The organism is Streptomyces sp. NBC_00091 (assembly GCF_026343185.1).
GTDB lineage: Bacteria > Actinomycetota > Actinomycetes > Streptomycetales > Streptomycetaceae > Streptomyces.
The window spans coordinates 835,920-858,160 of the sequence record NZ_JAPEMA010000001.1; the positions used below are offsets into that span (position 1 = coordinate 835,920).

The 22,241-nt window shown below is 71.5% G+C and carries 22 protein-coding genes; 12 read left to right on the forward strand and 10 right to left on the reverse strand.

All coding sequences use genetic code 11. The features are described 5' to 3' along the window. Positions 1-146: 146 nt before the first annotated feature. Positions 147-665, forward strand: coding sequence for a phosphatase PAP2 family protein (locus OOK34_RS03385; protein ID WP_267032376.1), 519 nt, complete (start codon positions 147-149; stop codon positions 663-665). 5 nt (positions 666-670) lie between these two features. Here the strand turns inward: OOK34_RS03385 and OOK34_RS03390 are convergent, their stop codons facing one another. The 7 genes from OOK34_RS03390 to OOK34_RS03420 all read right to left on the reverse strand — a co-directional run bounded on the left by OOK34_RS03390 (position 671) and on the right by OOK34_RS03420 (position 8,495). Continuing rightward, positions 671-1,135: a hypothetical protein gene (locus OOK34_RS03390; RefSeq protein WP_267032377.1), complete on the reverse strand. Its 465-nt coding sequence runs from the start codon at positions 1,133-1,135 to the stop codon at positions 671-673. A 147-nt stretch (positions 1,136-1,282) separates the two neighbouring features. Continuing rightward, a complete protein-coding gene (locus OOK34_RS03395) occupies positions 1,283-2,701 on the reverse strand; it encodes an FAD-binding oxidoreductase (protein ID WP_267032378.1) in 1,419 nt (472 codons plus the stop codon). A gap of 23 nt (positions 2,702-2,724) precedes the next feature. Then, positions 2,725-3,519, reverse strand: coding sequence for an ABC transporter permease (locus OOK34_RS03400; RefSeq protein WP_267032379.1), 795 nt, complete (start codon positions 3,517-3,519; stop codon positions 2,725-2,727). Continuing rightward, positions 3,519-4,448 carry an ABC transporter permease gene (locus tag OOK34_RS03405; protein ID WP_267032380.1) on the reverse strand — a complete coding sequence of 310 codons (930 nt, stop codon included), beginning with the start codon at positions 4,446-4,448 and terminating at the stop codon, positions 3,519-3,521. The genes OOK34_RS03400 and OOK34_RS03405 overlap by 1 nt, the downstream gene beginning before the upstream one ends. Next, positions 4,445-5,611 carry an ABC transporter ATP-binding protein gene (locus OOK34_RS03410; RefSeq protein WP_267032381.1) on the reverse strand — a complete coding sequence of 389 codons (1,167 nt, stop codon included), beginning with the start codon at positions 5,609-5,611 and terminating at the stop codon, positions 4,445-4,447. Before OOK34_RS03410 ends, OOK34_RS03405 begins: the two co-directional genes overlap by 4 nt. 73 nt (positions 5,612-5,684) lie before the next feature. Continuing rightward, complete coding sequence (locus tag OOK34_RS03415) at positions 5,685-6,932, reverse strand: spermidine/putrescine ABC transporter substrate-binding protein (protein ID WP_267032382.1); 1,248 nt, start codon at positions 6,930-6,932, stop codon at positions 5,685-5,687. A gap of 48 nt (positions 6,933-6,980) precedes the next feature. Next, positions 6,981-8,495: a gamma-aminobutyraldehyde dehydrogenase gene (locus OOK34_RS03420; RefSeq protein ID WP_267032383.1), complete on the reverse strand. Its 1,515-nt coding sequence runs from the start codon at positions 8,493-8,495 to the stop codon at positions 6,981-6,983. 180 nt (positions 8,496-8,675) lie between these two features. On the opposite strand from OOK34_RS03420, the gene OOK34_RS03425 reads away from it, so the two are divergent. Then, complete coding sequence (locus OOK34_RS03425; RefSeq protein ID WP_267032384.1) at positions 8,676-9,230, forward strand: NADAR family protein; 555 nt, start codon at positions 8,676-8,678, stop codon at positions 9,228-9,230. Continuing rightward, positions 9,227-9,640 (forward strand): NUDIX domain-containing protein, encoded by a 414-nt coding sequence (locus tag OOK34_RS03430; protein WP_267032385.1) that lies wholly within the window; start codon positions 9,227-9,229, stop codon positions 9,638-9,640. Before OOK34_RS03425 ends, OOK34_RS03430 begins: the two co-directional genes overlap by 4 nt. Positions 9,641-9,698: 58 nt before the next feature. Here OOK34_RS03430 and OOK34_RS03435 read toward each other — a convergent pair whose 3' ends face one another. Continuing rightward, on the reverse strand, positions 9,699-10,400 hold the full coding sequence (locus OOK34_RS03435; RefSeq protein ID WP_267032386.1) for a DUF4190 domain-containing protein: 702 nt from the start codon (positions 10,398-10,400) through the stop codon (positions 9,699-9,701). Positions 10,401-10,507: 107 nt separating this feature from the next. Between OOK34_RS03435 and OOK34_RS03440 the strand changes: the two genes are divergently transcribed. From OOK34_RS03440 to OOK34_RS03460, 5 genes are all read left to right on the forward strand, one after another. Beyond that, positions 10,508-11,533 carry an adenosine deaminase gene (locus OOK34_RS03440; protein ID WP_267032387.1) on the forward strand — a complete coding sequence of 342 codons (1,026 nt, stop codon included), beginning with the start codon at positions 10,508-10,510 and terminating at the stop codon, positions 11,531-11,533. Between the two features lie 28 nt (positions 11,534-11,561). Continuing rightward, positions 11,562-12,260 (forward strand): glycerophosphodiester phosphodiesterase, encoded by a 699-nt coding sequence (locus OOK34_RS03445; RefSeq protein WP_267032388.1) that lies wholly within the window; start codon positions 11,562-11,564, stop codon positions 12,258-12,260. Beyond that, complete coding sequence (locus OOK34_RS03450; protein WP_267036608.1) at positions 12,260-13,447, forward strand: sensor histidine kinase; 1,188 nt, start codon at positions 12,260-12,262, stop codon at positions 13,445-13,447. Before OOK34_RS03445 ends, OOK34_RS03450 begins: the two co-directional genes overlap by 1 nt. After that, entirely contained in the window at positions 13,444-14,118 is a 675-nt protein-coding gene (locus OOK34_RS03455; RefSeq protein ID WP_267032389.1) for a response regulator transcription factor, read from the forward strand. The genes OOK34_RS03450 and OOK34_RS03455 overlap by 4 nt, the downstream gene beginning before the upstream one ends. A 146-nt stretch (positions 14,119-14,264) precedes the next feature. Beyond that, positions 14,265-15,458, forward strand: coding sequence for a serine hydrolase (locus OOK34_RS03460; RefSeq protein WP_267032390.1), 1,194 nt, complete (start codon positions 14,265-14,267; stop codon positions 15,456-15,458). Between the two features lie 17 nt (positions 15,459-15,475). On the opposite strand, the gene OOK34_RS03465 is transcribed toward OOK34_RS03460, so the two are convergent. Together OOK34_RS03465 and OOK34_RS03470 are read right to left on the reverse strand one after the other, a co-directional pair. Further along, positions 15,476-16,654 (reverse strand): spermidine/putrescine ABC transporter substrate-binding protein, encoded by a 1,179-nt coding sequence (locus tag OOK34_RS03465; protein ID WP_267032391.1) that lies wholly within the window; start codon positions 16,652-16,654, stop codon positions 15,476-15,478. A gap of 111 nt (positions 16,655-16,765) precedes the next feature. Continuing rightward, a complete protein-coding gene (locus OOK34_RS03470) occupies positions 16,766-18,205 on the reverse strand; it encodes a gamma-aminobutyraldehyde dehydrogenase (protein WP_267032392.1) in 1,440 nt (479 codons plus the stop codon). A 170-nt stretch (positions 18,206-18,375) separates the two neighbouring features. On the opposite strand from OOK34_RS03470, the gene OOK34_RS03475 reads away from it, so the two are divergent. From OOK34_RS03475 to OOK34_RS03490, 4 genes are all read left to right on the forward strand, one after another. Further along, positions 18,376-18,879, forward strand: coding sequence for an Lrp/AsnC family transcriptional regulator (locus tag OOK34_RS03475; RefSeq protein WP_007266859.1), 504 nt, complete (start codon positions 18,376-18,378; stop codon positions 18,877-18,879). A 3-nt stretch (positions 18,880-18,882) separates the two neighbouring features. Then, the gene (locus OOK34_RS03480; RefSeq protein ID WP_267032393.1) at positions 18,883-20,244 is read left to right on the forward strand and encodes an aspartate aminotransferase family protein; all 1,362 of its coding nucleotides are present in this window, start codon (positions 18,883-18,885) and stop codon (positions 20,242-20,244) included. Between the two features lie 157 nt (positions 20,245-20,401). Continuing rightward, positions 20,402-21,169, forward strand: a complete 768-nt coding sequence (locus OOK34_RS03485) for an ABC transporter ATP-binding protein (protein WP_267032394.1) — start codon at positions 20,402-20,404, stop codon at positions 21,167-21,169. After that, complete coding sequence (locus tag OOK34_RS03490) at positions 21,151-22,236, forward strand: hypothetical protein (protein ID WP_267032395.1); 1,086 nt, start codon at positions 21,151-21,153, stop codon at positions 22,234-22,236. Before OOK34_RS03485 ends, OOK34_RS03490 begins: the two co-directional genes overlap by 19 nt. Positions 22,237-22,241 lie beyond the last annotated feature (5 nt).

A 22,241-nucleotide genomic window follows, 5' to 3' on the forward strand; every position in this document is an offset into this window, starting at 1 on the left:
AAACCCCCCGGGGCGTACGGCAACCCGATCCGGGCGGCCGTCCCGGAACCATCCCCCCTGTTCCGGGACGGCCGGCCATTCTCCCGGCGGCCCTGTGCGCCGCCTTCTGCGCCGCCCTCTTCGCCCTGATCACCTGGCAGGTCCTGGTGTCGGGCCCGCTCCTGGTCCCGGACCACGCGGTCAGCCGCGCCGTCGTGCGCACCGTCCCCGACGCGGTGACCGAACGCCTCGCGGACCTCGGCAACATCCCCGTCGCCGTCCCGGTCCTCGCGCTGGCCATGGCGTACGCCGCCTGGCGCGGCCGGCGCCCCGCCGCCCTCGCGGCCGGCCTGGCGATGGCCCTGGTGCCGGCGCTGATCGTGCCCCTCAAGGCGTGGACGGCCCGGCCGGGCCCGCTGGAGCCCTGGGCCGCCGGCTACTACCCCTCGGGGCACACGGCCACCGCCCTGATGGCCTACGTGGGCGCGGCCCTGCTCGTCGCCCCGTACACCCGCCGCCGCTGGCCGCTCGCCCTCGCCCTCGGGCTCTCGGTGGCGACCGCCGCCGGCCTGGTGCTGCGCGGGTTCCACTGGCCGCTCGACGTCCTGGCCAGCGTGCTGCTGTGCGTCCCGCTGCTGCTCGGGGTCCGCCGGGCGGCCGGCCGCGGGAGTGCCCGGAGCCGCTGACCGCGTCACGGCGTGCGGCCCCCCTCCGCCAGCGCCTGCCCCGCGGCCTCGTGCATCGCGAGCTCCAGCGCCACCGGGTCGGTGAGGGTGCCCCGCCCGTCCGGGACCACCAGCCAGTGGACCCCGGCCCTGCCCCGGCCGGGGTACGGGGCCACGATCCAGCTCCCGCGCCCGGCTCCGCGTACGCCCGTGCCGATCCAGCGGGACGCGGTGCCCGGGGGCACGAAGAAGCCCAGCCTGGTATCGCCCGGGCCGGCGAGCACCGGGCCGGGCGGGCCGGACAGCAGGTGCAGTACGTCGAGGGTGGCCAGCCCCAGCTCCCCCGGCACGATCAGCACGTCCCAGTGCCGGCCGGCGGGCAGCAGGACGACCCCGAGAGGATTGCGCTCCCACTCCCACCGGCAGGCCTCCGGATCCGGTGCCGCCGACACCAGCCATTCCACTGCGGTCCTCGCCCCGGGGAGCGTCATCGCCCGGCCTCCGTTCGTCTCGTGCGGTGAGGGGTTCTCACCGGGAGAGAGCGGGGCCGGGCCGCGCCATGACGCGGGTTCGGCCACCCCGTGGAGGTGAAACGGGTCGCGGGGTGGCCGCGGGGGTGCGCCGGGGGCGTGCGGGTGTCAGCTGTCGAAGCCGAGGCCGAGGCGGTCCAGGGTCTTGAGCCACAGGTTGCGGTGGCCGCCCCGGGCGTCGGCGCGGGCCAGCGACCACTTGGTGAGGGCGATCCCGGTCCAGGCGAAGGGCTCGGGCGGGAACGGCATGGGCTTGGACCTCACCATCTTCAGCCGGGTGCGCTCGGTGGACAGGCCGTCCAGCAGGTCCAGCATCACGTCCGCGCCGAAGCGGGTGGCGCCCACCCCGAGGCCGGTGTACCCGGCGGCGTAGGCCACCTTGCCGGAGTGCGCGGTGCCGAAGAAGGCCGAGAAGCGGGAGCAGGTGTCGATCGCCCCGCCCCAGGCGTGGCTGAAGCGCACCCCCTCCAGCTGCGGGAAGGCGGTGAAGAAGTGCTCGGCGAGCTTGAGGTAGGTCTCGGGGCGGTGGTCGTACTCGGAATCGAGCTTCCCCCGGTAGGGGTAGATCGCGTCGTAGCCGCCCCACAGGATCCGGTGGTCCTTGGTGATCCGGAAGTAGTGGAACTGGTTGGCGCTGTCGCCCAGCCCCTGGCGGTTCTTCCAGCCGATCGAGGCCAGCTGCGCCGCGTCCAGCGGCTCGGTCATCATCGCGTAGTCGTAGACCGGGACGGTGAGGGGGCGGATGCGGCGCACCAGCGACGGGAAGATGTTGGTGCCCAGGGCGACCCGGCGGGCGAGGATCGTGCCGTAGGGGGTCTGCACGGTCATGCCGCGGCCGGCCGAGGCCATCTTGAGGCCGCGGGTGTTCTCGTAGATCCGCACGCCCTGTTCCAGGCAGGCCCGCTTGAGGCCCCAGGCCAGCTTCGCCGGGTGGAGCATGGCGACGCCGTCGCGGTCCCACAGGCCCGCGAGGAAGGTGGGCGAGTCGACCTCCGCGCGCAGCGCCTCGCCCTCCAGCCATTCGGAGCCGTCGCCGAGGCCGAGGCCGCGCGCCTCCTCGTACAGTTCCCGCAGTTCCTCGACCTGGTGCGGTTCGGTGGCCACGTCGATCTCGCCGGTGCGCTCGAAGTCGCAGTCGATGCCGTAGCGGGCGACGGCCTCCTCGATGGCGTCGAGGTTGCGGGCGCCCAGCTCCTCCAGCTTCTTCAGCTCTCCGGGCCAGCGGGCCAGGCCGTTGGAGAGGCCGTGGGTGAGGGAGGCGGCGCAGAACCCGCCGTTGCGGCCGGAGGCGGCCCAGCCCGCCTCCTTGCTCTCGATCAGTACGACGTCCCGGCCCGGGTCGCGCTCCTTGGCGAGCAGCGCGGTCCACAGGCCGCTGTAGCCGCCGCCGACGACCAGGAGGTCGCAGCGCTCGTCGGAGGTGAGGGCCGGCTGCGGAGCGGGCCTGCCGGGGTCGTCCAGCCAGTACGAGACCGGCTTCGCTTCGGAAAGGGATTTCGCAACACTACGCATGGCGACTGGGGCCATGGCTTCCAACTCCCTACAGGGGTCTACTTCGGTTGTGCCTTCTTGCGGCGGTTGCCGGCCCACTGGCCGGCGAGGACCACCAGCACCGCGATGACGAACATCGCCGTACCGATGACGTTGATCTGCACGGGCGTACCGCGCTGGGCCGATCCCCACACGAACATGGGGAAGGTGACGGTGTTGCCCGAGTTGAAGTTGGTGATGATGAAGTCGTCGAAGGAGAGCGCGAAGGACAGCAGCGCGCCCGCCGCGATACCCGGGGCCGCGATCGGCAGGGTGACCCTCAGGAAGGTCTGCACCGGTCCGGCGTAGAGGTCGCGGGCGGCCTCCTCCAGGCGCGGGTCCATCGACAGGACGCGTGCCTTGACGGCGGCGACGACGAAGCTGAGGCAGAACATGACGTGGGCGATCAGGATCGTCCAGAAGCCCAGCTGGATGCCCATGTTGAGGAAGAGGGCGAGCAGCGAGGCCGCCATCACGATCTCGGGCATGGCCATCGGCAGGAAGATCAGCGAGTTGACCGCCCCGCGCGCCCGGAAGCGGTAGCGGACCAGCGCGAAGGCTATGGCGGTGCCGAGGGCCGTGGCGCCGATGGTGGCCCACAGGGCGATCTGGAGGGAGAGCGCGAGGGAGCCGCACATGTCGGCGACCCCGCAGGGGTCCTTCCAGGCGTCGAGGGAGAACTCCTGCCAGGCGTAGTTGAACCGCCCGGTGGGGTTGTTGAAGGAGAACACCGTCACGACGAGGTTCGGCAGGATCATGTACGCGAGCGTGCCGAGGCCCGCGATGACGACGAGATTGCGGCGCAGCCAACGCATCAGACCAGGTCCTCCGTCCCCGCTCGGCGGATGTAGATGGTGACCATGATCAGCACGATGGCCATGAGGATGAAGGACAGCGCGGCCGCCGTCGGGTAGTCGAGGATCCGCAGGTACTGCGACTGGATGACGTTGCCGATCATCCGGGTGTCCGTGGAGCCGAGCAGTTCGGCGTTGACGTAGTCGCCGCTCGCGGGGATGAAGGTGAGCAGGGTTCCGGAGACCACGCCCGGCATCGACAGCGGGAAGGTCACCTTGCGGAACACCGTGGCGGGGCGGGCGTACAGGTCGCCGGCGGCCTCGTGGAGGCGGGTGTCGATGCGCTCCAGGGAGGTGTAGAGCGGCAGGATCATGAAGGGGAGGAAGTTGTAGGTCAGACCGCAGACCACGGCGAGCGGCGTGGCCAGTACCCGGTCCCCCTCGGTCATGCCGAGCCAGCTGGTGACGTCCAGGAAGCCGACCGCGTTGAGGGCGCCGACCACCGGGCCGCCGTCGGCCAGGATGGTCTTCCAGGCCAGCGTGCGGATCAGGAAGCTGGTGAAGAACGGGGCGATGACGAGGACCAGCAAAAGGTTTCGCCAGCGGCCCGCCTTGAAGGCGATCAGGTAGGCCAGCGGGTAGCCGAGCAGCAGGCACAGCGCGGTCGCGGTGCCGGCGTAGAGCAGGGAGCGCAGGAACTGCGGGAGGTACTCGGTCAGGGCGTCCCAGTAGGTCTGGAAGTGCCAGGTGACCTGGAAGCCCTCTTCGAGCGAGCCGGTCTGCACCGAGGTGGAGGCCTGGTAGATCATCGGCAGCACGAAGAAGACGAGCAGCCACAGGATGCCGGGGAGCAGCAGCCAGTACGGGATCAGGCGCTTCTTCAGGGACGCCTTGTGGACCGGGGGCTCGGCGGGTGCGGAGGCCTCGGGCGGCGCCGCGGTGGCCGTCATGCGCTCTCCTCGACCGTCTCGATGCCTGCCTCGCCCATCGTCCCCGCAAGCAGGGACTGGGCGGCGTCCAGCCCGAAGGTGTGCTCGGGGTTCCAGTGCAGGACCACCTCGGCGCCCGGGACGAGGCGGGCGTCGCGCTCGATGTTCTGGACGTACACCTCCAGCTCGGGGCAGACCCGGCTGTCGATGACGAACTGGGTGGAGACGCCGATGAAGGAGGAGTCGGCGATCGTGCCGGTGACCGTGTTGCGGCCGGCCGCGATGGTGTGCGCGTCGGCCGCCGGGACCAGGGAGATCTTCTCGGGGCGCACGCCGACCAGGAGCTTTCCGCCCGCGCGGGGCGTGGTCGAACATCGCGCGATGGGCAGGCGGAGCGTGGTTCCGGAAGCCGAGACGATCACGTCGGACCCGGTGGACTCCACGGAGGCCTCGATGAGGTTCGAGGTGCCGAGGAAGTTGGCGACGAAGGTGGTGCGCGGGTTCTCGTAGAGCTCGGCGGGGGCGCCCAGCTGCTCGACGCGTCCGCCGTTCATCACCGCGACCGTGTCGGCCATCGTCATGGCCTCCTCCTGGTCGTGCGTGACGTGCACGAAGGTGATGCCGACCTCGGTCTGGATGCGCTTGAGCTCCAGCTGCATCTGGCGGCGCAGCTTGAGGTCGAGGGCGCCGAGGGGCTCGTCGAGGAGCAGCACCTGGGGATGGTTGATGAGGGCGCGGGCGACGGCCACGCGCTGCTGCTGGCCGCCGGAGAGCTGGTGGGGCTTGCGCTGGGCGAACTGGCCGAGCTGGACCAGCTCCAGCATGTCGTCGACCTGCTTCTTGACGGACTTGATGCCGCGGCGGCGCAGTCCGAAGGCGATGTTCTCGTAGATGTTCAGGTGCGGGAACAGCGCGTAGCTCTGGAAGACGGTGTTGACCGGGCGCTTGTACGGGGGCAGGTGGGTGACCTCGCGGTCACCGAGGCTGACCGTGCCGGTGGAGGGCTCCTCCAGGCCGGCGATCATGCGCAGGGTGGTGGTCTTCCCGCAGCCCGAGGCGCCGAGCAGGGCGAAGAAGGAGCCCTGGGGGATGGTGAGGTCCAGCGGGTGCACCGCGGTGAAGGAGCCGTAGTGCTTGCTGATCCCGGCGAGGCGGACGTCGCCGCTCGCGGTCTTGTCGGTCATGGGCCTGGGCCTTCGGTGGTGGTGTCGTGGGAAGGGGACGGGGCGCGGTGGGGGTGCCGGTACGGGGGTCCGGTCAGGCGCCGATGAGCTTGGCGAACTTCTCCTCGTACGCCGTCTCTTCCTCGCTGCTGAGGGAGCGGAAGGCGCGGGCCTTGGCGGCCATCTCCTTGTCCGGGACGATCAGCGGGTTGTCCGCGAGCGCCGGGTCGATCTTGGCGAGCTCTTCCTTGACGCCTTCGACCGGGCAGACGTAGCTGATGAACGCGGCCAGCTGCGCGGCCACCTCGGGCTCGTAGTAGTAGTCGATGAGCTTCTCGGCGTTGGCCTTGTGCCGGGCCTTGACGGGGACCAGCAGGTTGTCGCTGGAGGTGATGTATCCGGCCGCCGGGATCGCGTACTTGATGTCGGGGTTGCCGGCCTGGAGCTGGATGACGTCGCCCGCCCAGGCGATGCAGGCCGCCAGGTCCCCCTTGTCGAGGTCGGCGGTGTAGTCGTTGCCGGTGAAGCGGCGGATCTGCTTGGTGTCCACGCCCTTCTGGAGGCGGCCGATGGCCGCGTCGAAGTCCGCGGTGGTGAAGTTCGCCGGGTCCTTGCCCTGGTCGAGCAGGGTCATGCCGACGCTGTCGCGCATCTCGGTGAGGAAGCCGACGCGGCCCTTGAGGGAGGGGTCGTCGAGGAGCTGGGTGACGGAGTCGACCTTCTTGCCGCCGGTGGCCTTGGAGTTGTAGGCGATGACGGTGTCGATGCCGGTCCAGGGGTAGCTGTGGGCGCGGCCCGGGTCCCAGTCGGGGTTGCGGAACTGCGGGATCAGGTTGGCGTAGGCGTGCGGGAGGTGGGACGCGTCGAGCTTCTGCGCCCAGCCGAGGCGGATGATGCGGCCGGCCAGCCAGTCGGTGACGACGATCAGGTCGCGGCCGGTGTCCTGGCCGGCCGCGAGCTGCGGGCGGATCTTGCCGAAGAACTCGACGTTGTCGTTGATGTCCTCGGTGTACTTGACCTGGATCCCGGTGCGCTTGGTGAACTCCTCCAGCGTGGGACGGGTCTTCTCGTCGTCGCTGGTGTCCATGTACTCGGTCCAGTTGGAGAAGATGATCTCCTTCTCCTTGTCCGAGTGGTCGTCGGACGCCACCGCGCCGCCCTCGCGCTTGGCGGGCGGGATGCCGCAGGCGGTGAGGGCGGAGAGGCCGCCGAGGGTGAGCGCCCCGACTCCGGAGGCGCGCAGCAGCGAGCGGCGGGTGAGGGCGCCGCGCCCGCTGGTGAGGCTGCGCCGCATCGCGGCCAGTTGCGCCTCCGAGAGGCGGTCGGGCTCGAACTGCTCCATGCGCGTTGCCCTTTCGGGATGGATGGCCGCTGGTCAGGCGGCCGGCTGCTATCGGTCCCCGAAGATCGTGCGGTGCCAGTCCTTCGCGGCCACCGCAGTATTGTCGAACATCACATGCTTGACCTGCATGTACTCCTCGAACGAGTACGTGCTCATGTCCTTTCCGAAGCCGCTCGCCTTGTAGCCGCCGTGCGGCATCTCGCTGATGATCGGGATGTGGTCGTTGACCCAGACGCAGCCCGCCTTGAGCTCCCGGGTGGCGCGGTTGGCCCGGTAGAGGTCCCGGCTCCAGGCGGAGGCGGCGAGGCCGTACGGGGTGTCGTTGGCCAGCGCCAGGCCCTCGTCGTCGGTGTCGAAGGGCAGGACGACCAGGACCGGGCCGAAGATCTCGGACTGGACGACCTCGCTGTCCTGCGCGGCGCCGGAGATGAGGGTCGGCCGGTAGTACGCGCCTTCGGCGAGTTCGCCCCCCGGGATCCGCCCGCCGGTGACGACGGTGGCGTACGAGCGGGCGCGCTCGACGAACGCGGCGACCCGGTCGCGCTGGGCGTGCGAGACGAGCGGGCCGAGGTCGGTGGTGGGCGCGAAGGGGTCGCCGACGCGGACGGTCTCCATCAGCTCGGCGACGCGGGCCACGAAGGCGTCGTGGAGGGGGCGCTGGACGTAGGCGCGGGTGGCGGCCGTGCAGTCCTGGCCGGTGTTGATGAGGGAGGCGGCGACGGCGCCGTGGGCGGCGGCCTCCAGGTCGGCGTCGTCGAAGACCAGGAAGGGCGCCTTGCCGCCGAGCTCCAGGTGGAGCCGCTTGACGGTGGCCGTCGCGATCTCGGCGACCCGCTTGCCGACGGCGGTGGAGCCGGTGAAGGAGGTCATGACCACGTCGGGGTGGCCGACCAGGTGCTCGCCGGCGTCCCGCCCGGCGCCCGTGACGATGTTGACGACGCCGTCGGGGATGCCCGCCTCCTTGGCCGCCTGGGCGAACATCAGGGAGGTCAGGGGGGTGAGTTCGGCGGGCTTGAGGACGATCGTGTTGCCCGCGGCGATGGCCGGGAGGATCTTCCAGGCGGCCATTTGGAGGGGGTAGTTCCAGGGGGCGATGGAGCCGACGACCCCGATGGCCTCGCGGCGTACGTAGGAGGTGTGGTCGCCGGAGTACTCGGCGGCCGCCTGGCCCTGGAGGTGGCGGGCCGCGCCCGCGAAGAAGGCGGTGTTGTCGATGGTCCCCGGTACGTCGAACTCCGTGGACAGCTTGAGGGGCTTGCCGCACTGGAGGGACTCGGCGTACGCGAAGTCCTCCGCCTGTTCGGCCAGTACGGCGGCCAGCCGGTGCAGGGCGTCCGAGCGCTCCCCGGGGGTGGCGGCCGACCAGGCCGGGAAGGCCCGCTTGGCGGCGGCGACGGCCTCGTCCACGTCGGCCGGGCCGGCCAGTTCGTAGGTGAGCACCTCCTGGCCGGTGGCGGGATCGATGACGGTGTGCGACCGCCCGGAGGTACCGGACCGGAGCCGGCCGTCGATGTACTGCGCGCCGTCTGCGAAGCGGTCCTTGACCTGGAAGCGGTTACCCATCGCTCTCACGCTCTCCGTAGCTACAGCTCGAATTGAGTGCCGATCCTGGCAGAGGCGTTCTCCTCCGCCAAGTGATTCCGTTGTTGCCTTTTGATTACGCGACGGAATCGGTCGACCATATGTCGAGGCATCCCCGAAATCCCGTACGAAGTGTCAGTGGTGACTGCCAGACTCGCGTGCATGGAGATGATCGACAAGTTGATCGGGCAGGTCAGCCGTGGTGAGCGGGTGAAGTACCTGCCCTTCTGGGGGCACCGCCCGCAGCCCGACGGAAGGCTCGGACCGAGCTGTCTGAGCCAGTGGTGGCCGTCCCCCTTCACTGTGGGTGACGTCCGGTACGCCACGGCCGAGCACTGGATGATGGCCGGTAAGGCGCGCCTGTTCGGGGACGCGGAGGCCGAGCGCGCCGCGCTGGAGGCGCGCGGTCCGGCGCAGGCGAAGACGGCGGGGCGGCTGGTGCGCGGCTTCGACGAGACGCTCTGGCAGCGGGAGCGGTTCGCGCTGGTCGTGGAGGGCAGCGTGCACAAGTTCGGCTCCGATCCGGCGCTGCGCGCGTACCTGCTGGGCACGGGGTCGCGGGTGCTGGTGGAGGCGAGCCCGGTGGACCGGATCTGGGGCATCGGGCTGGCGCCCGACGACGAGCGCGCCCTCCAGCCGGCCCGCTGGCGTGGCCTGAACCTGCTGGGCTTCGCCCTGATGGAGGCCCGGGAGCGGCTGCGCTCGGATGCGGCGTGACGGGCCGGCTCCGGGTGGCGGCCGTCATCGTGCGCGACGGCCGCGTCCTGATGGTGCGCGAGCGGCACCGGAGCGCGTCCGGGCTCCATGACGGGGCCGAGTACTGGACGCTGCCGGGCGGCGGGGTGGAGCCCGGGGAGGACCTCGAGGCGGCCGTCCGGCGGGAGGTGGCCGAGGAGACGGGGCTGCGCGCCCTGGAGGTGCGGTACGCGTACGAGGCGCCCTACCCCTCCGGGTGGACCTCCTGCTTCCGGGTGGAGGTCGCGCCCGGGGAGCCGGTGCTGGGGGTCGACGGGGACCTGGAGTGCGCGTGCCCCCGGATGGTGGGGCTGACCTGGGTGCCCGTCCCCCGCGCCAGCCCGGACGGGCCGTACATGGTCCCCACCTTGCTCTCGGCCGCCCCGCACTGACCGGGCAGGGTGAGCCGCGGCGCGGCTGCCCGGGCCGGGCTGCCCGGGCGGGGGCGGGTCAGACCCGTTCGCGGGGCGTGGTGTCGACCTGGGACACCGAGGAGGGGCCCTCGTGGCCGCCGTCGTCGGAGTCCTCGAAGTCGGGGCCGACGAAGACGAGCAGTGTCATGCCGATGCCCAGCAGGATGCCGACCCCGCCGAGGATGATCCCGGCCAGGGCCACGCCGCCGTTGGTGGCTTCGCCCCGGGTGGCCTTGCCCCGGCCGAGCGCCCCGAAGACGACCGCCGCGATGCCGAGGGCGATCGGCCCGACCATGGTGGCGCAGATCATCACGGAGAGGATGCCGAGCACGAGGGCGGTGACCCCGAAGCCGTTGCTCGCGGGCGGCGAGGCGTAGAGCGGGTACCCGGGGTATCCCGGCTGGCCCGGATATCCGGGATACCCCGGGTAGCCGGGCGGGGGCGCCGGCGGGCCGGGGTAGGCGTACGCGCCGGGAGCCGGCTGCGCCGGGTACCCGTACGCGGGACCGGGCGCCGGGGCCTGCGGGTACGGAGCGGCGGCGGGCGGGGCCGCCTGCGGCGGAGGGTACGGGGAGGCGGCGGGCGGGGGCTGCACCCCCGGCATCCCCACGACCGTCGGCTGCTCGTGCACCGGGGGCACCGGCGGGGCCGGCTGCGCGCCCCGCGGTCCGCCCGCGTCGGCCGCCGGCCGCTCGGGCGGCGCCCACGGGTCCCTCGGTTCAGGGCTGTGGTCGGTCATACGGCGCCCCCCTCTCGTACAGCCATGCTAAGCGCTGCCACCGACATCCCCGGGCCTGCCTACGATGAAGCCGACCTGCCCGCACCCGAGTCCTCCCGGAGGCCCCCATGACCGACCTGCACCCCTTCATCGCGGGGCTGCCCAAGGCCGAACTCCACGTCCACCACGTCGGCTCGGCGTCGCCCCGCATCGTGGCCGAACTCTCCGCCCGCCACCCCGACTCGAAGGTGCCCACCGATCCCGAGGCGCTGGCCGACTACTTCACCTTCACCGACTTCGCCCACTTCGTCGAGGTCTACCTGTCGGTCGTCGACCTGGTCCGCACCCCCGACGACGTCCGCACGCTCACCTTCGAAGTGGCCCGCGACATGGCCCGGCAGAACATCCGCTACGCCGAACTGACCATCACCCCCTACTCCTCCACCCGCCGCGGCATCGAGGAGAAGGCCTTCATGGAGGCCATCGAGGACGCCCGCAAGGCGGCCGAGGCCGAGCTCGGCATCATCCTGCGCTGGTGCTTCGACATCCCCGGCGAGGCCGGCCTGGAGGCCGCCGCCGAGACCGCCCGCCTCGCGATCGACCTGCGCCCCGAGGGGCTGGTCTCCTTCGGCCTGGGCGGCCCCGAGATCGGCGTGCCGCGCCCGCAGTTCAAGCCGTACTTCGACGCGGCCCGCGCCGCCGGCCTGCACAGCGTCCCGCACGCCGGCGAGACCACCGGCCCGGAGACCGTCTGGGACGCCCTGCGCGAGCTGGGCGCCGAACGCATCGGCCACGGCACCAGCTCCACCCGGGACCCGGAACTGCTGAAGTACCTCGCCGAGCACCGGATCGCGCTGGAGGTCTGCCCGACCTCGAACATCGCCACCCGCGCGGTGACCGACCTCGACCGGCACCCGGTCAAGGAGATGGTCGCGGCGGGCGTGCTCGTCACCATCAACAGCGACGACCCGCCGATGTTCGGCACCGACCTCAACAACGAGTACGCGGTCGCCGCCCGGCTCCTCGGCCTCGACGAGCGCGGGCTCGCGCAGCTGGCGAAGAACGCCGTCGAGGCCTCCTTCCTGGACCCCGCCGGCAAGGCCAGGATCATCGCGGAGATCGACGCGTACACCGCCGACTGGCTCGCTCGCTGACTCCCCTTGATCCGCTCGGCCCCCGAGAATGGGGAGCATGAGCACCCTGACTGCCGTCGGACACCGCGGCGATCCCTACCGAGTCCGTGAGAACACCCTCGCCTCCGTCCGCTCCGCCTTCGCGCGCGGAGCTGACGCGGTGGAGATCGACGTACGGCTGACCCGCGACGGCGTGCCGGTCCTGCTCCACGACGAGACGCTCCAGCGGCTGTGGGGGCACGACGTACGCCTCGACGCCGTCACCGCCCCGCAGTTGAAGGAGCTCGCGGAGGGCGGGATCCCGACCCTGCGCGAGGCGCTGATGGCGGCCGGGGCCGGCCGGCTGATGATCGATCTGCCGGGTGCCACGCCCGAGGCGGTGCGGACCGTCGTGGACCTGGTCCGCGAGTGCGGGGCGCGCGACCGTACGTACTACTGCGCCGGGCCGAACACCATGCTGGCGGTCCGTGCCGCCGATCCGGGCGCGGAGATCGCGCTGACCTGGACCACCCTGTCGCCGCCGCGCCGGGTGCTGATCGACGCCGTGGCCCCGCGCTGGCTCAACTACCGCTTCGGGCTGGTCAGCCGGGAGCTGACGGACGCCCTGCACCGCGACGGCCTGCTGGTGTCGGCCTGGACGGCGGACACCAAGCGGTCGATGCGCGCCCTGCTGCGGGCCGGGGCGGACTCCGTCACCACGAACAGGGTGGACGCGCTGGCCGCCGTACGGGCCGAGCTCGGCCGGTGATACGCCGGCTGGGCGAGCGGGTCCGCGCGCGCGTCCGGCGGGCGGATCCGCGCTGGCAGGACCTGGGGCTGACGCTGCTGGTGCAGGTGGCGACGACGATCCCGTTCGTCGTGCCCCGCGACCCGCTGGACTCGCCGGCCACCTGGACCGCGTACCTGCTGACGACGCTCGGCAACGTACCGCTGGTGTGGCGCAGGCGGGCCCCGGTGGCGGCCGTGTGCGGGATGATCGCGGCGGGCGGGCTCTACCAGCTGGGGCTGGACGGTCCCGGGCAGCCGCTGCCGTACGCCGCGCTGATCGGCGTCTACACGATCGCGCTGCTGAGCCCGGCGCGGGTGCGGCTGGTCATGGGCCTGATCCTGACCGCGGTGATCGCCGCGTCCGTGGCGCTCAACACCAGCACGGCCAGGGAGCTGCTGTTCTCGCTGTTCGTGTTCGCGGCGGCGTTCGCGCTGGGGCGGCTCCAGGCCACCCGGCAGGCGTACACCGCCGCCGTCGAGGACCGGGCCGCGCAGCTGGAGCGGGCGAACCGGATCGAGGCCGAGCAGGCGGCCGCGCGGGAACGGGCCCGCATCGCCCGGGAGATGCACGACATCCTCTCGCACGCGGTCAGCATCATGATCGTGCAGGCGGAGGCGGGTCCGGTGGCGGTACGCAGGGCCCCCGCCCGGGCGGAGGCGGCCTTCGAGGCGATCGCCGAGACGGGGCGGGACGCGATGGCGCAGCTGCGGACGATGCTGGGGGTGCTGCGGACTCCTGCGGACGAGGCGGCCCCGCGCGCACCGCAGCCGGGGATCGCGGGACTGCCCGCGCTGCTGGACCGGGTGCGGGCGAGCGGGCCGGAGGTCTCGTACGAGCGGACGGGCGAGGTGCGCGAGCTGCCGGCCGCGCTGGAGGCCACGGTGCACCGGGTGGTGCAGGAGGCGCTGACCAATGTGGTCAAGCACGCCGGCGCCTCGGCGGTGGAGGTACGCCTGGAGTACGGAGCCCGAACCCTCACGGTGACGGTCGCGGACGACGGCCGGGGGGCCTGCGGCCGGTCCTCGGGCGGTGGGCACGGGCTGATCGGGATCCACGAGCGGGCGGCGGCGCACGGCGGTACGGCGTGGACCGGTCCGGGGCCGGACGGCGCCGGGCACGTGGTGCGGGTGGTGCTTGTAATCTCGCCGCTGGAGGTGGGGAATTGACGATCCGTGTGGTGGTGGCCGACGACCAGGAGCTGGTGCGCAGCGGCTTCGCGATGATCCTGGACGTCCAGGAGGACATCGAGGTCGTCGCGGAGGTCGGGGACGGCGCCGCGGCGGTCGCGGCGGTGGAACGGCTGGCGCCGGACGTGGCACTGCTGGACATCCGGATGCCGGTGCTGGACGGGATCGAGGCCTGCCGGGCGATCTCGGCCGGCAGCGCCTGCCGGACGGTGATGCTGACGACCTTCGACTCGGACGAGTACGTGTACGAGGCGCTGCACGCGGGGGCGAGCGGGTTCCTGCTGAAGGACGTGCGGCGGGACGACCTGGTGCACGCCGTGCGGGTGGTGGCGGCGGGCGAGTCGCTGCTGGCGCCTTCGGTGGCGCGGCGGCTGATCGAGGAGTACACGGCGGCGACGGCGCGGTCCTCCCCCTCCCTTCCGGCGGACCGGCTGGACGTGCTGACGGCGCGGGAGCGGGAGACCCTGCTGCACCTGGGGCGGGGGCTGTCGAACGCGGAGATCGCGGCGGCGTTGACGGTGAGCGAGCACACGGTGAAGTCGCATGTGGGCAACCTGCTGGCGAAGCTGGGGCTGCGGGACCGGATCCAGGCGGTGATCTGCGCGTACGAGACGGGGTTGATCTCGGCGGGTACTCCCTCTGGGGAGTGAGGGACGGCGTGTCGTCTCCCTCTCGCCGGTGAGTTGTCGTACCGGCGAAGACCCCTCTCATTGGTGATCCGCAACTACCCCTCTGACCAGCAGCATTGAGTCATCGGGGCCGCAGCGGCCCGGTGAACTCCGAGGGGGATCCCATCATGAAGGCACGTACGCGCACGCTCATCGCCGCCGCTCTGGTCCTGGGCGTCGCCGCCGGGCCGGTGGCCGCCGCCCAGGCTGCTCCGGCGCCGGCCCCCGTCTCGGCGGGGGTCACCCCGCCCGTCTTCTCGGCCCCGCCGAAGGCGGCGCTGCTGGAGCAGGCGATCGCGGGCCTGGGGGCGCGGCACAAGGACGCGACGGCCGCGCTGGTCCGGGTGGGAGGGACGAGCGGCAGCTGGCGGGGCGCCTCCGGTGTCGCGGACGTCCGCAGCGGGCGCGGGGCGATCGAGGACGCCCGCTTCCGGGCCGGGTCGGTGACGAAGACCTTCACCGCAGCGGTGGTGCTCCAGCTGGCCGCCGAGGGCAGGCTGGACCTGGACCGGCCGGTGCAGGACTACCTTCCCGGTCTGCTGCCCGGCTTCGAGCCGGTCAAGGTGCGGGAGCTGCTGAACTACACGAGCGGCCTGCGGTCCGCCGACGGCCCGGGTGACACCTTCGAGGACGAGTACGCCCACCGGTTCGATGTGGTCGACCCGCGCGCCCTGATCGCCAACGCGGTCGTCAAGGGGCCCGAGTCCAGCCCGGGCAGCCGGCAGCGCTACAGCAACATCCACTACACGGTGCTGGGCGTCCTGATCGAGGAGGTGACGGGTACGACGTACGAGAAGGCCGTGTCGGAGCGGATCACCAAGCCGCTGGGCCTGAGCCGCACTTCGTTCCCGTCCCGCACCCAGAACCGCATACCGGGTCCCCACCATCACGGCTACCAGGCGGTGAAGCGGGCCGACGGGAGCAGCTCCCTGGTCGATGTGACGGAGTGGAACTCCTCGTCCAACTGGGCTGCCGGCGACCTGATATCGACGACGGCGGACCTGGAGCGGTTCACGGTGGCGCTGTTCGGCGGGAAGGTCGTACCGAAGCCGCAGCTGGAGGAGATGTTCACCGTGCCCGACGTGCCGGATGCCGAGAGCGGCGAGCACGCGGTGCAGACGGCCGGCATGAAGGAGTTCGTCCTGCCGGACGGCACGGTGGCCTACGGCAAGACGGGTTCCCGGCACGGTTTCAGCACGGTGATCGGCGGCACCCGGGACCTGTCCCGCACCCTCGTGTACTCGGTGAACTCCACCGACGCCAAGGGGCGGGACACGAACAGGGTGACCAATGGCATCGTGGCGGCGGCCTTCGCCAGGTAGGCGGCCCTGGGCGGCGGTCAGAGTCCGACGATGGAGTTCCAGCGCTTGGCGAAGGCCGGGCGTTCGGCCGAGGAGATGTCCCGGGCCACGACGAGGCGCCGCCGCATCGCGTCGTCGGGGAAGATCAGCGGGTTCTCGGCCAGCTCGGCGGTGTCCTTGTCCGGGGAGGCGGCCAGCACCTCGCGGGCGGCGGGTACCGGGCAGACGTAGTTGACGGCGGCCGCGAGCTCTGCCGCGACCGCGGGGTCGTAGTAGTGGTCGACGAGGGCCTCGGCATTGGCCTTGTGGCGGGCGAGGTTGGGGACGAGCAGGCTCTCCGCCCAGAGCTCGGCACCTTCCTCGGGGACCACGAACTCGATGTCGGGGTTGTCCGCCCGGAGCTGGATGACGTCGCCCGAGTAGGCCTGGCAGGCCAGGACGTCGCCCTTGCCGAGATCGGAGGTGTAGTCGTTGCCGGTGAAGCGCCGGATGTGCTTCTTCTTCACCATGCTCTCGACCTGGTCGCACATCCGGTGGAAGTCGGAGTCGGTCCAGCGGGTGACGTCGGCGCCGTTGCCCTGCATCAGCAGGGCGAAGGACTCGTCCAGCCCGGAGAAGAGGGTCACCTTGCCCGCCAGGTCCGGGTGCCACAGGTCCCGGACGGACTTGATCTCCCGGCCGAGCGCCTTGCGGTTGTAGGCGATGCCGGTGATCCCGGACTGCCAGGGGACGGTGTGCAGCCGGCCCTCGTCGAAGGCGGGGGAGCGTAGCTGCGGGTCCAGGTACCGGGCCACGTTGGACTGCGCCGAGCGGTCCATCCGCTGGGCCCAGCCGAGGTGGACGAAGCGGGCGGCCATCCAGTCGCTGACCACCACCAGGTCGTGGCCGGTCGCCTGGTGGTTCATCAGGGCCGGGCTGACCTTGCCGAAGAACTCGTCGTTGTCGTTGATCTCCTCGGTGTAGCGGACCCGGATGCCCGTCTTCTGCGAGAAGGCCTCCAGCGTCGGGCGGCTCTCCTCGTCCTGGTCGTCGGTGTCGATGTAGAGCGGCCAGTTGGAGAAGGCGAGCGTGCGGTCGCTGTCCGAGAGGTCCCGGCCCTGCCGCCGGTCCTCCGGGACGTAGGCGGCGGGCACCCCGCAGCCGGCGAGGGCGGCGAGCAGGCTCGCGCCGCCGAGGCCGCGCAGCGCCGCGCGACGGGAGAAGGCGAGTTCAGGCATGGTCTCAGCCTCTGCCAGCGCGAAGGGGCGGGCAATAGACAAGATGTCTACTGCCCGCCCCTTCAGGGCCCTTCGGTGATCAGTGCGCGGCCGCCGGGGCGGCGGCGCGGATCAGCCGTCGAGCGAGGTCATCACGTGCTTGATGCGGGTGTAGTCCTCGAAGCCGTAGGCGGAGAGGTCCTTGCCGTAGCCGGACTTCTTGAAGCCGCCGTGGGGCATCTCGGCGACGAGCGGGATGTGGGTGTTGATCCACACGCAGCCGAAGTCGAGGTTCTTGGACATCCGCATCGCGCGGGCGTGGTCCTTGGTCCACACGGAGGAGGCGAGGGCGAACTCGACGCCGTTCGCGTACTCCAGGGCCTGGGCCTCGTCCGTGAAGGACTGGACGGTGATGACGGGGCCGAAGACCTCGTTCTGGATGATCTCGTCGTCCTGCTTCAGGCCGGAGACGACGGTGGGGGCGTAGAAGTAGCCCTTGTCGCCGACCTGGTGGCCGCCCGCCTCGACCTTGGCGTGGGCGGGGAGGCGCTCGATGAAGCCCGCGACCTGCTTGAGCTGGTTCGGGTTGTTCAGCGGGCCGTACAGCACGTCCTCGTCGTCCGGCTGGCCGGTCTTGGTCTCCGCGGCGGCCTTGGCGAGCGCGGCCACGAACTCGTCGTGGATCGACTCGTGCACGAGCACGCGGGTGGCGGCCGTGCAGTCCTGGCCGGCGTTGAAGTAGCCGGCGACCGCGATGTCCTCGACGGCCTTGGCCAGGTCGGCGTCCTGGAAGACCACGACCGGGGCCTTGCCGCCGAGCTCCAGGTGGACGCGCTTGACGTCCTTGGAGGCGCTCTCGGCGACCTGCATGCCGGCGCGTACCGAGCCGGTGATGGAGGCCATCGCCGGGGTGGAGTGCTCGACCATGGCCTTGCCGGTCTCGCGGTCTCCGCAGACGACGTTGAAGACGCCCTTGGGCAGGATCGAGTCGATGATCTCGGCCATCAGGACGGTCGAGGCCGGGGTGGTGTCCGAGGGCTTGAGGACGACGGTGTTGCCCGCGGCGATCGCCGGGGCGAACTTCCACACGGCCATCATCATCGGGTAGTTCCACGGCGCGACCTGGGCGCATACGCCGACCGGCTCACGGCGGATGATCGAGGTCATCCCCTCCATGTACTCGCCGGCCGAGCGGCCCTCGAGCAGTCGCGCGGCACCCGCGAAGAAGCGGATCTGGTCCACCATCGGCGGCAGCTCCTCGCTGGCCGTGAGGCCCAGCGGCTTGCCGGTGTTCTGCGACTCGGCGGCGACGAGCTCGTCCGCGCGCGCCTCGAAGGCGTCCGCGATCTTCAGCAGCGCCTTCTGGCGCTCCGAGGGCGTGGTGTCGCGCCAGCCCGGGAAGGCGGCGGCGGCCGCGGCCATGGCGGCGTCGACGTCGGTCTGGCCCGAGAGCGGGGCGGTGGCGTACACCTCGCCGGTCGCGGGGTTGACCACGTCGGTGGTCCGCCCGTCGGCGGCGTCCTTGAACTCCCCGCCGATGTAGTTGCGCAGACGACGCAGTTCGGTGGTCACTACAGCCACTCTCCTGATCACATGTCCAATGATTGAGACGACCCACCAAGCCTAGCCCCTCTGGTGACGCTTTCGACAGGGCCAGATGCCGCCAACTACGAAATCCGTGTAATCGGAGACCCTTCACAACGGATTTCATCGATTACGGGTTGCGGAACGGACGACTCCTCGTGCACAGTGAGGTCGTGGTCAGTCGAAGCGCAGATTCCAGGAACAGACAACCGTCCCCTTCGGTCGATGCTGTGTCCCTGGCGATCATCGAGCAACTGCAAGAGGACGGTCGCCGTCCCTACGCATCGATCGGCAAGGCCGTGGGCCTCTCCGAAGCGGCAGTACGCCAGCGCGTACAGAAACTGCTCGACCAGGGCGTCATGCAGATCGTCGCCGTCACCGACCCGCTCACCGTGGGCCTGCGACGCCAGGCCATGGTCGGCATCAATGTCGAGGGAGACCTCGACCCGGTGGCCGACGCGCTGACAGCCATGGCCGAGTGCGAGTACGTCGTGATGACCGCAGGGTCGTTCGACCTCATGGTGGAGATCGTCTGCGAGGACGACGACCACCTGCTCGAGACGATCAACAAGAAGATCCGCACGCTCCCCGGCGTGCGATCAACCGAAAGCTTCGTTTACCTGAAGCTGAAGAAGCAGACCTACATGTGGGGAACTCGATAGCCCGTGAGCCAGGACCTCTCCAAGACCGCGTACGACCACCTGTGGATGCACTTCACCCGCATGTCGTCGTACGAGAACTCCCCCGTCCCCACCATCGTGCGGGGTGAGGGCACCTACATCTTCGACGACAAGGGCAAGCGCTACCTGGACGGTCTCGCCGGACTGTTCGTGGTCAACGCCGGTCACGGCCGCAAGGAACTGGCCGAGGTCGCCTACAAGCAGGCCCAGGAACTCGCGTTCTTCCCCATCTGGTCGTACGCGCACCCCAAGGCCGTGGAGCTCGCCGAGCGCCTCGCCGGCTACGCCCCGGGCGACCTGAACAAGGTCTTCTTCACCACCGGTGGCGGCGAGGCCGTCGAGACCGCCTGGAAGCTCGCCAAGCAGTACTTCAAGCTGCAGGGCAAGCACACCAAGTACAAGGTCATCTCCCGCGCGGTCGCCTACCACGGCACCCCGCAGGGCGCCCTGTCCATCACCGGCCTGCCGGCCCTGAAGGCCCCCTTCGAGCCGCTGGTCCCCGGCGCGCACAAGGTGCCGAACACCAACATCTACCGCGCCCCGATCTACGGCGACGACCCCGAGGCCTTCGGCCGCTGGTGCGCCGACCAGATCGAGCAGGAGATCCTCTTCGAGGGCGCCGACACCGTCGCGGCCGTCTTCCTGGAGCCGGTGCAGAACGCCGGCGGCTGCTTCCCGCCGCCGCCCGGGTACTTCCAGCGCGTCCGCGAGATCTGCGACCAGTACGACGTGCTGCTCGTCTCCGACGAGACGATCTGCGCGTTCGGCCGCCTCGGCACGATGTTCGCCTGTGACAAGTTCGACTACGTGCCGGACATGATCACCTGCGCCAAGGGCATGACCTCGGGCTACTCCCCGATCGGTGCCTGCATCGTCTCGGACCGCATCGCGGAGCCCTTCTACAAGGGCGACAACACCTTCCTGCACGGCTACACCTTCGGCGGACACCCGGTGTCCTCCGCGGTGGCGCTGGCCAACCTCGACATCTTCGACAAGGAAGGCCTGAACCAGCACGTGCTGGACCAGGAGGGCAACTTCTTCAACACCCTGAAGAAGCTGCACGACCTTCCGATCGTCGGCGACGTCCGCGGCAACGGCTTCTTCTACGGCATCGAGCTCGTCAAGGACAAGGTCACCAAGGAGTCCTTCACGGACGAGGAGACCGAGCGCGTGCTCTACGGCTTCCTCTCCAAGGCCCTCTTCGACAACGGCCTGTACTGCCGCGCCGACGACCGTGGGGACCCGGTCATCCAGCTGGCCCCGCCGCTGATCGCCGACCAGGGCACCTTCGACGAGATCGAAGGCATCCTGCGCTCGGTGCTCACCGAGGCGTGGACCAAGCTCTAAGCAGCCCCCTCACACGGCCCGGATCCTCCGTTCGAGTAGAACGCGGGGGTCCGGGCCGTGTGCTGTCACCATCCAAGACGTTCATCTCTTTACATCTCATTGCGGCGCCAGTGACCGAAGGGGCTCCGCTTCGTTCCCCCGGACGGAGGTGTACGCCATGGTGGCTCCACCGGACAAAACCCGGCCCGACAGTGCCGCGCCACAGGACGATCTGCTCTGGGCGCGGTCCCTGCACTACTCCCACAGCGGTTCGCCCGGCCTGATCGGAGTATCCGCCGGAGTCCGTCAGGGTGAGATCCTCGCCGTGACCGGCCCTCGCGGCTGCGGGAAGAGCACCCTGCTGGGCTGCCTGGCCGGGCAGCTGGTGCCCGAGCAGGGCGAGGTCTGGTTCAACAGCGTGCCCGTCCACACCATGGGCGCCGTCGCCCGCGAGCGCCTGCGCCGCGACCGGTTCGCCTGGATCGGGCCCGAACCGCAGCTGCTGCCCGAGCTCAAGGTCTGGGAGAACGCGGCCCTGCCCCTGCTGATCGGGGGCGCCCCCTACCGCGCCGCCAGGCACGCCGCCTGCGAATGGCTGGAGCGCCTCGACATCGACGCCTTCGCCCACAAGCGCCCCGGCTCCCTGACCCGCGCCGAGTGCCAGCGGGTCGCCCTGGCCCGCGCCCTGGTGGGGGAACCCGCCGTCCTCTTCGCCGACGAGCCGACGGCCCCGCTGCACCGCGCCGAGCGCGCGCTGCTGCTCCGTACGCTGACCACCGCCGCCCGCTCGCACGGCATCACCGTGCTGCTGGCCACCCACGAGGAGGAGACCGCGGCCGTCGCCGACCGCCGTCTGGCCCTGCTCGACGGCCGCCCGGCCGCCGTCGCGGCCGCCGCCTCCCCCCGGACGACGGAGGACCAGGCCGCGTGCTCGCTCTCCGCCTAGTCCGCGGCTCCCGCCCCCTGGTCCAGCTGCGCCGGCTGCTGGTCGCGGGCGCCAGCGCCGGCTGCGGGTTCCTCCTGCTGTACGTCCTCGAAGAGGCGATGGCCCGGCCCGCCGGATCGTTCCACCGCCTGCTGTGGGCGCTGGTGCCGCTCGCCGCCACCGTGCAGTTCGCGGTGGCCGTGGCCCGGACCGACCCGGCGACCCGGCCCCCCGAGGGGTTCGACGCGGCCGGGCTGGGCCCCGTACGGCTCGCCCTGGTCGCCGCGGTCTCGACCGCCGTCGCGTGCGCCCTCGGCAGCGCCCTGGCCCTCGCGGCCTTCCTCCACCTGCGGGGCGACCTCGCCGGGCTGCCCTTCGACGGCGCCGGCGCCGGGCTGCTGCACGCCGACCGGCCCCTCCCGGTGGCGGCCGCCCTGACCCTGCTGGCCCTCACCCCGCTCACGGCCTCCCTGGCGACGGCCCTCGCCCTGCGCCCCCGCCCCCCGCACTCCGGACTGGCCCCCCAGACCGGCGTGCCCTGGGGGGTTGCGCTCACCGCGTGCGGGCTCGCCGCCCTGGCGTACGCCCGGCCGGCCGGCGCCGCGGTCCCGGCCGGCTGCGTGCTGATCGGCGTCGGCCTCGCCCTCGCCGGGCCGGGACTGGCCTACGCCTGCGGGACCCTGGTGCAGGCCGTCCGCCCGGGCGTGCTGCGGCTGCTGGCCGGGCGCGGCCTCCAGGAGGAGGCGTCCCGGCTGGGGAGGCCCCTGGGGATGCTGTCCGCCGTCGGCGCGGGCGCCCTCACCGCCCTCGCCCTGCGCGGCCAGGGCGGCGAGTCCCTCGTGCCGCTCGGGCCGCTGACCGGACCGGCCGCGGCCCTGGTGGCCCTGTGCGCGGCCGCGACCCTGCTCACCTCGGCGGTCGAGTCCCGGCAGGCCCGCTCCGCCTCCCGGGAGGCCCTGCTCGGCCTGGGCACACCGGGCACGGTGCTGCGTACCGCCGCGACCCTGCGCGCGGTGGCGCTGCTCGCCGCGGCCGGGGGGCTCAGCTGGGGTGTGGCACAGCTGACGTCGATGGCGCTGACCCGCTGAGGGGG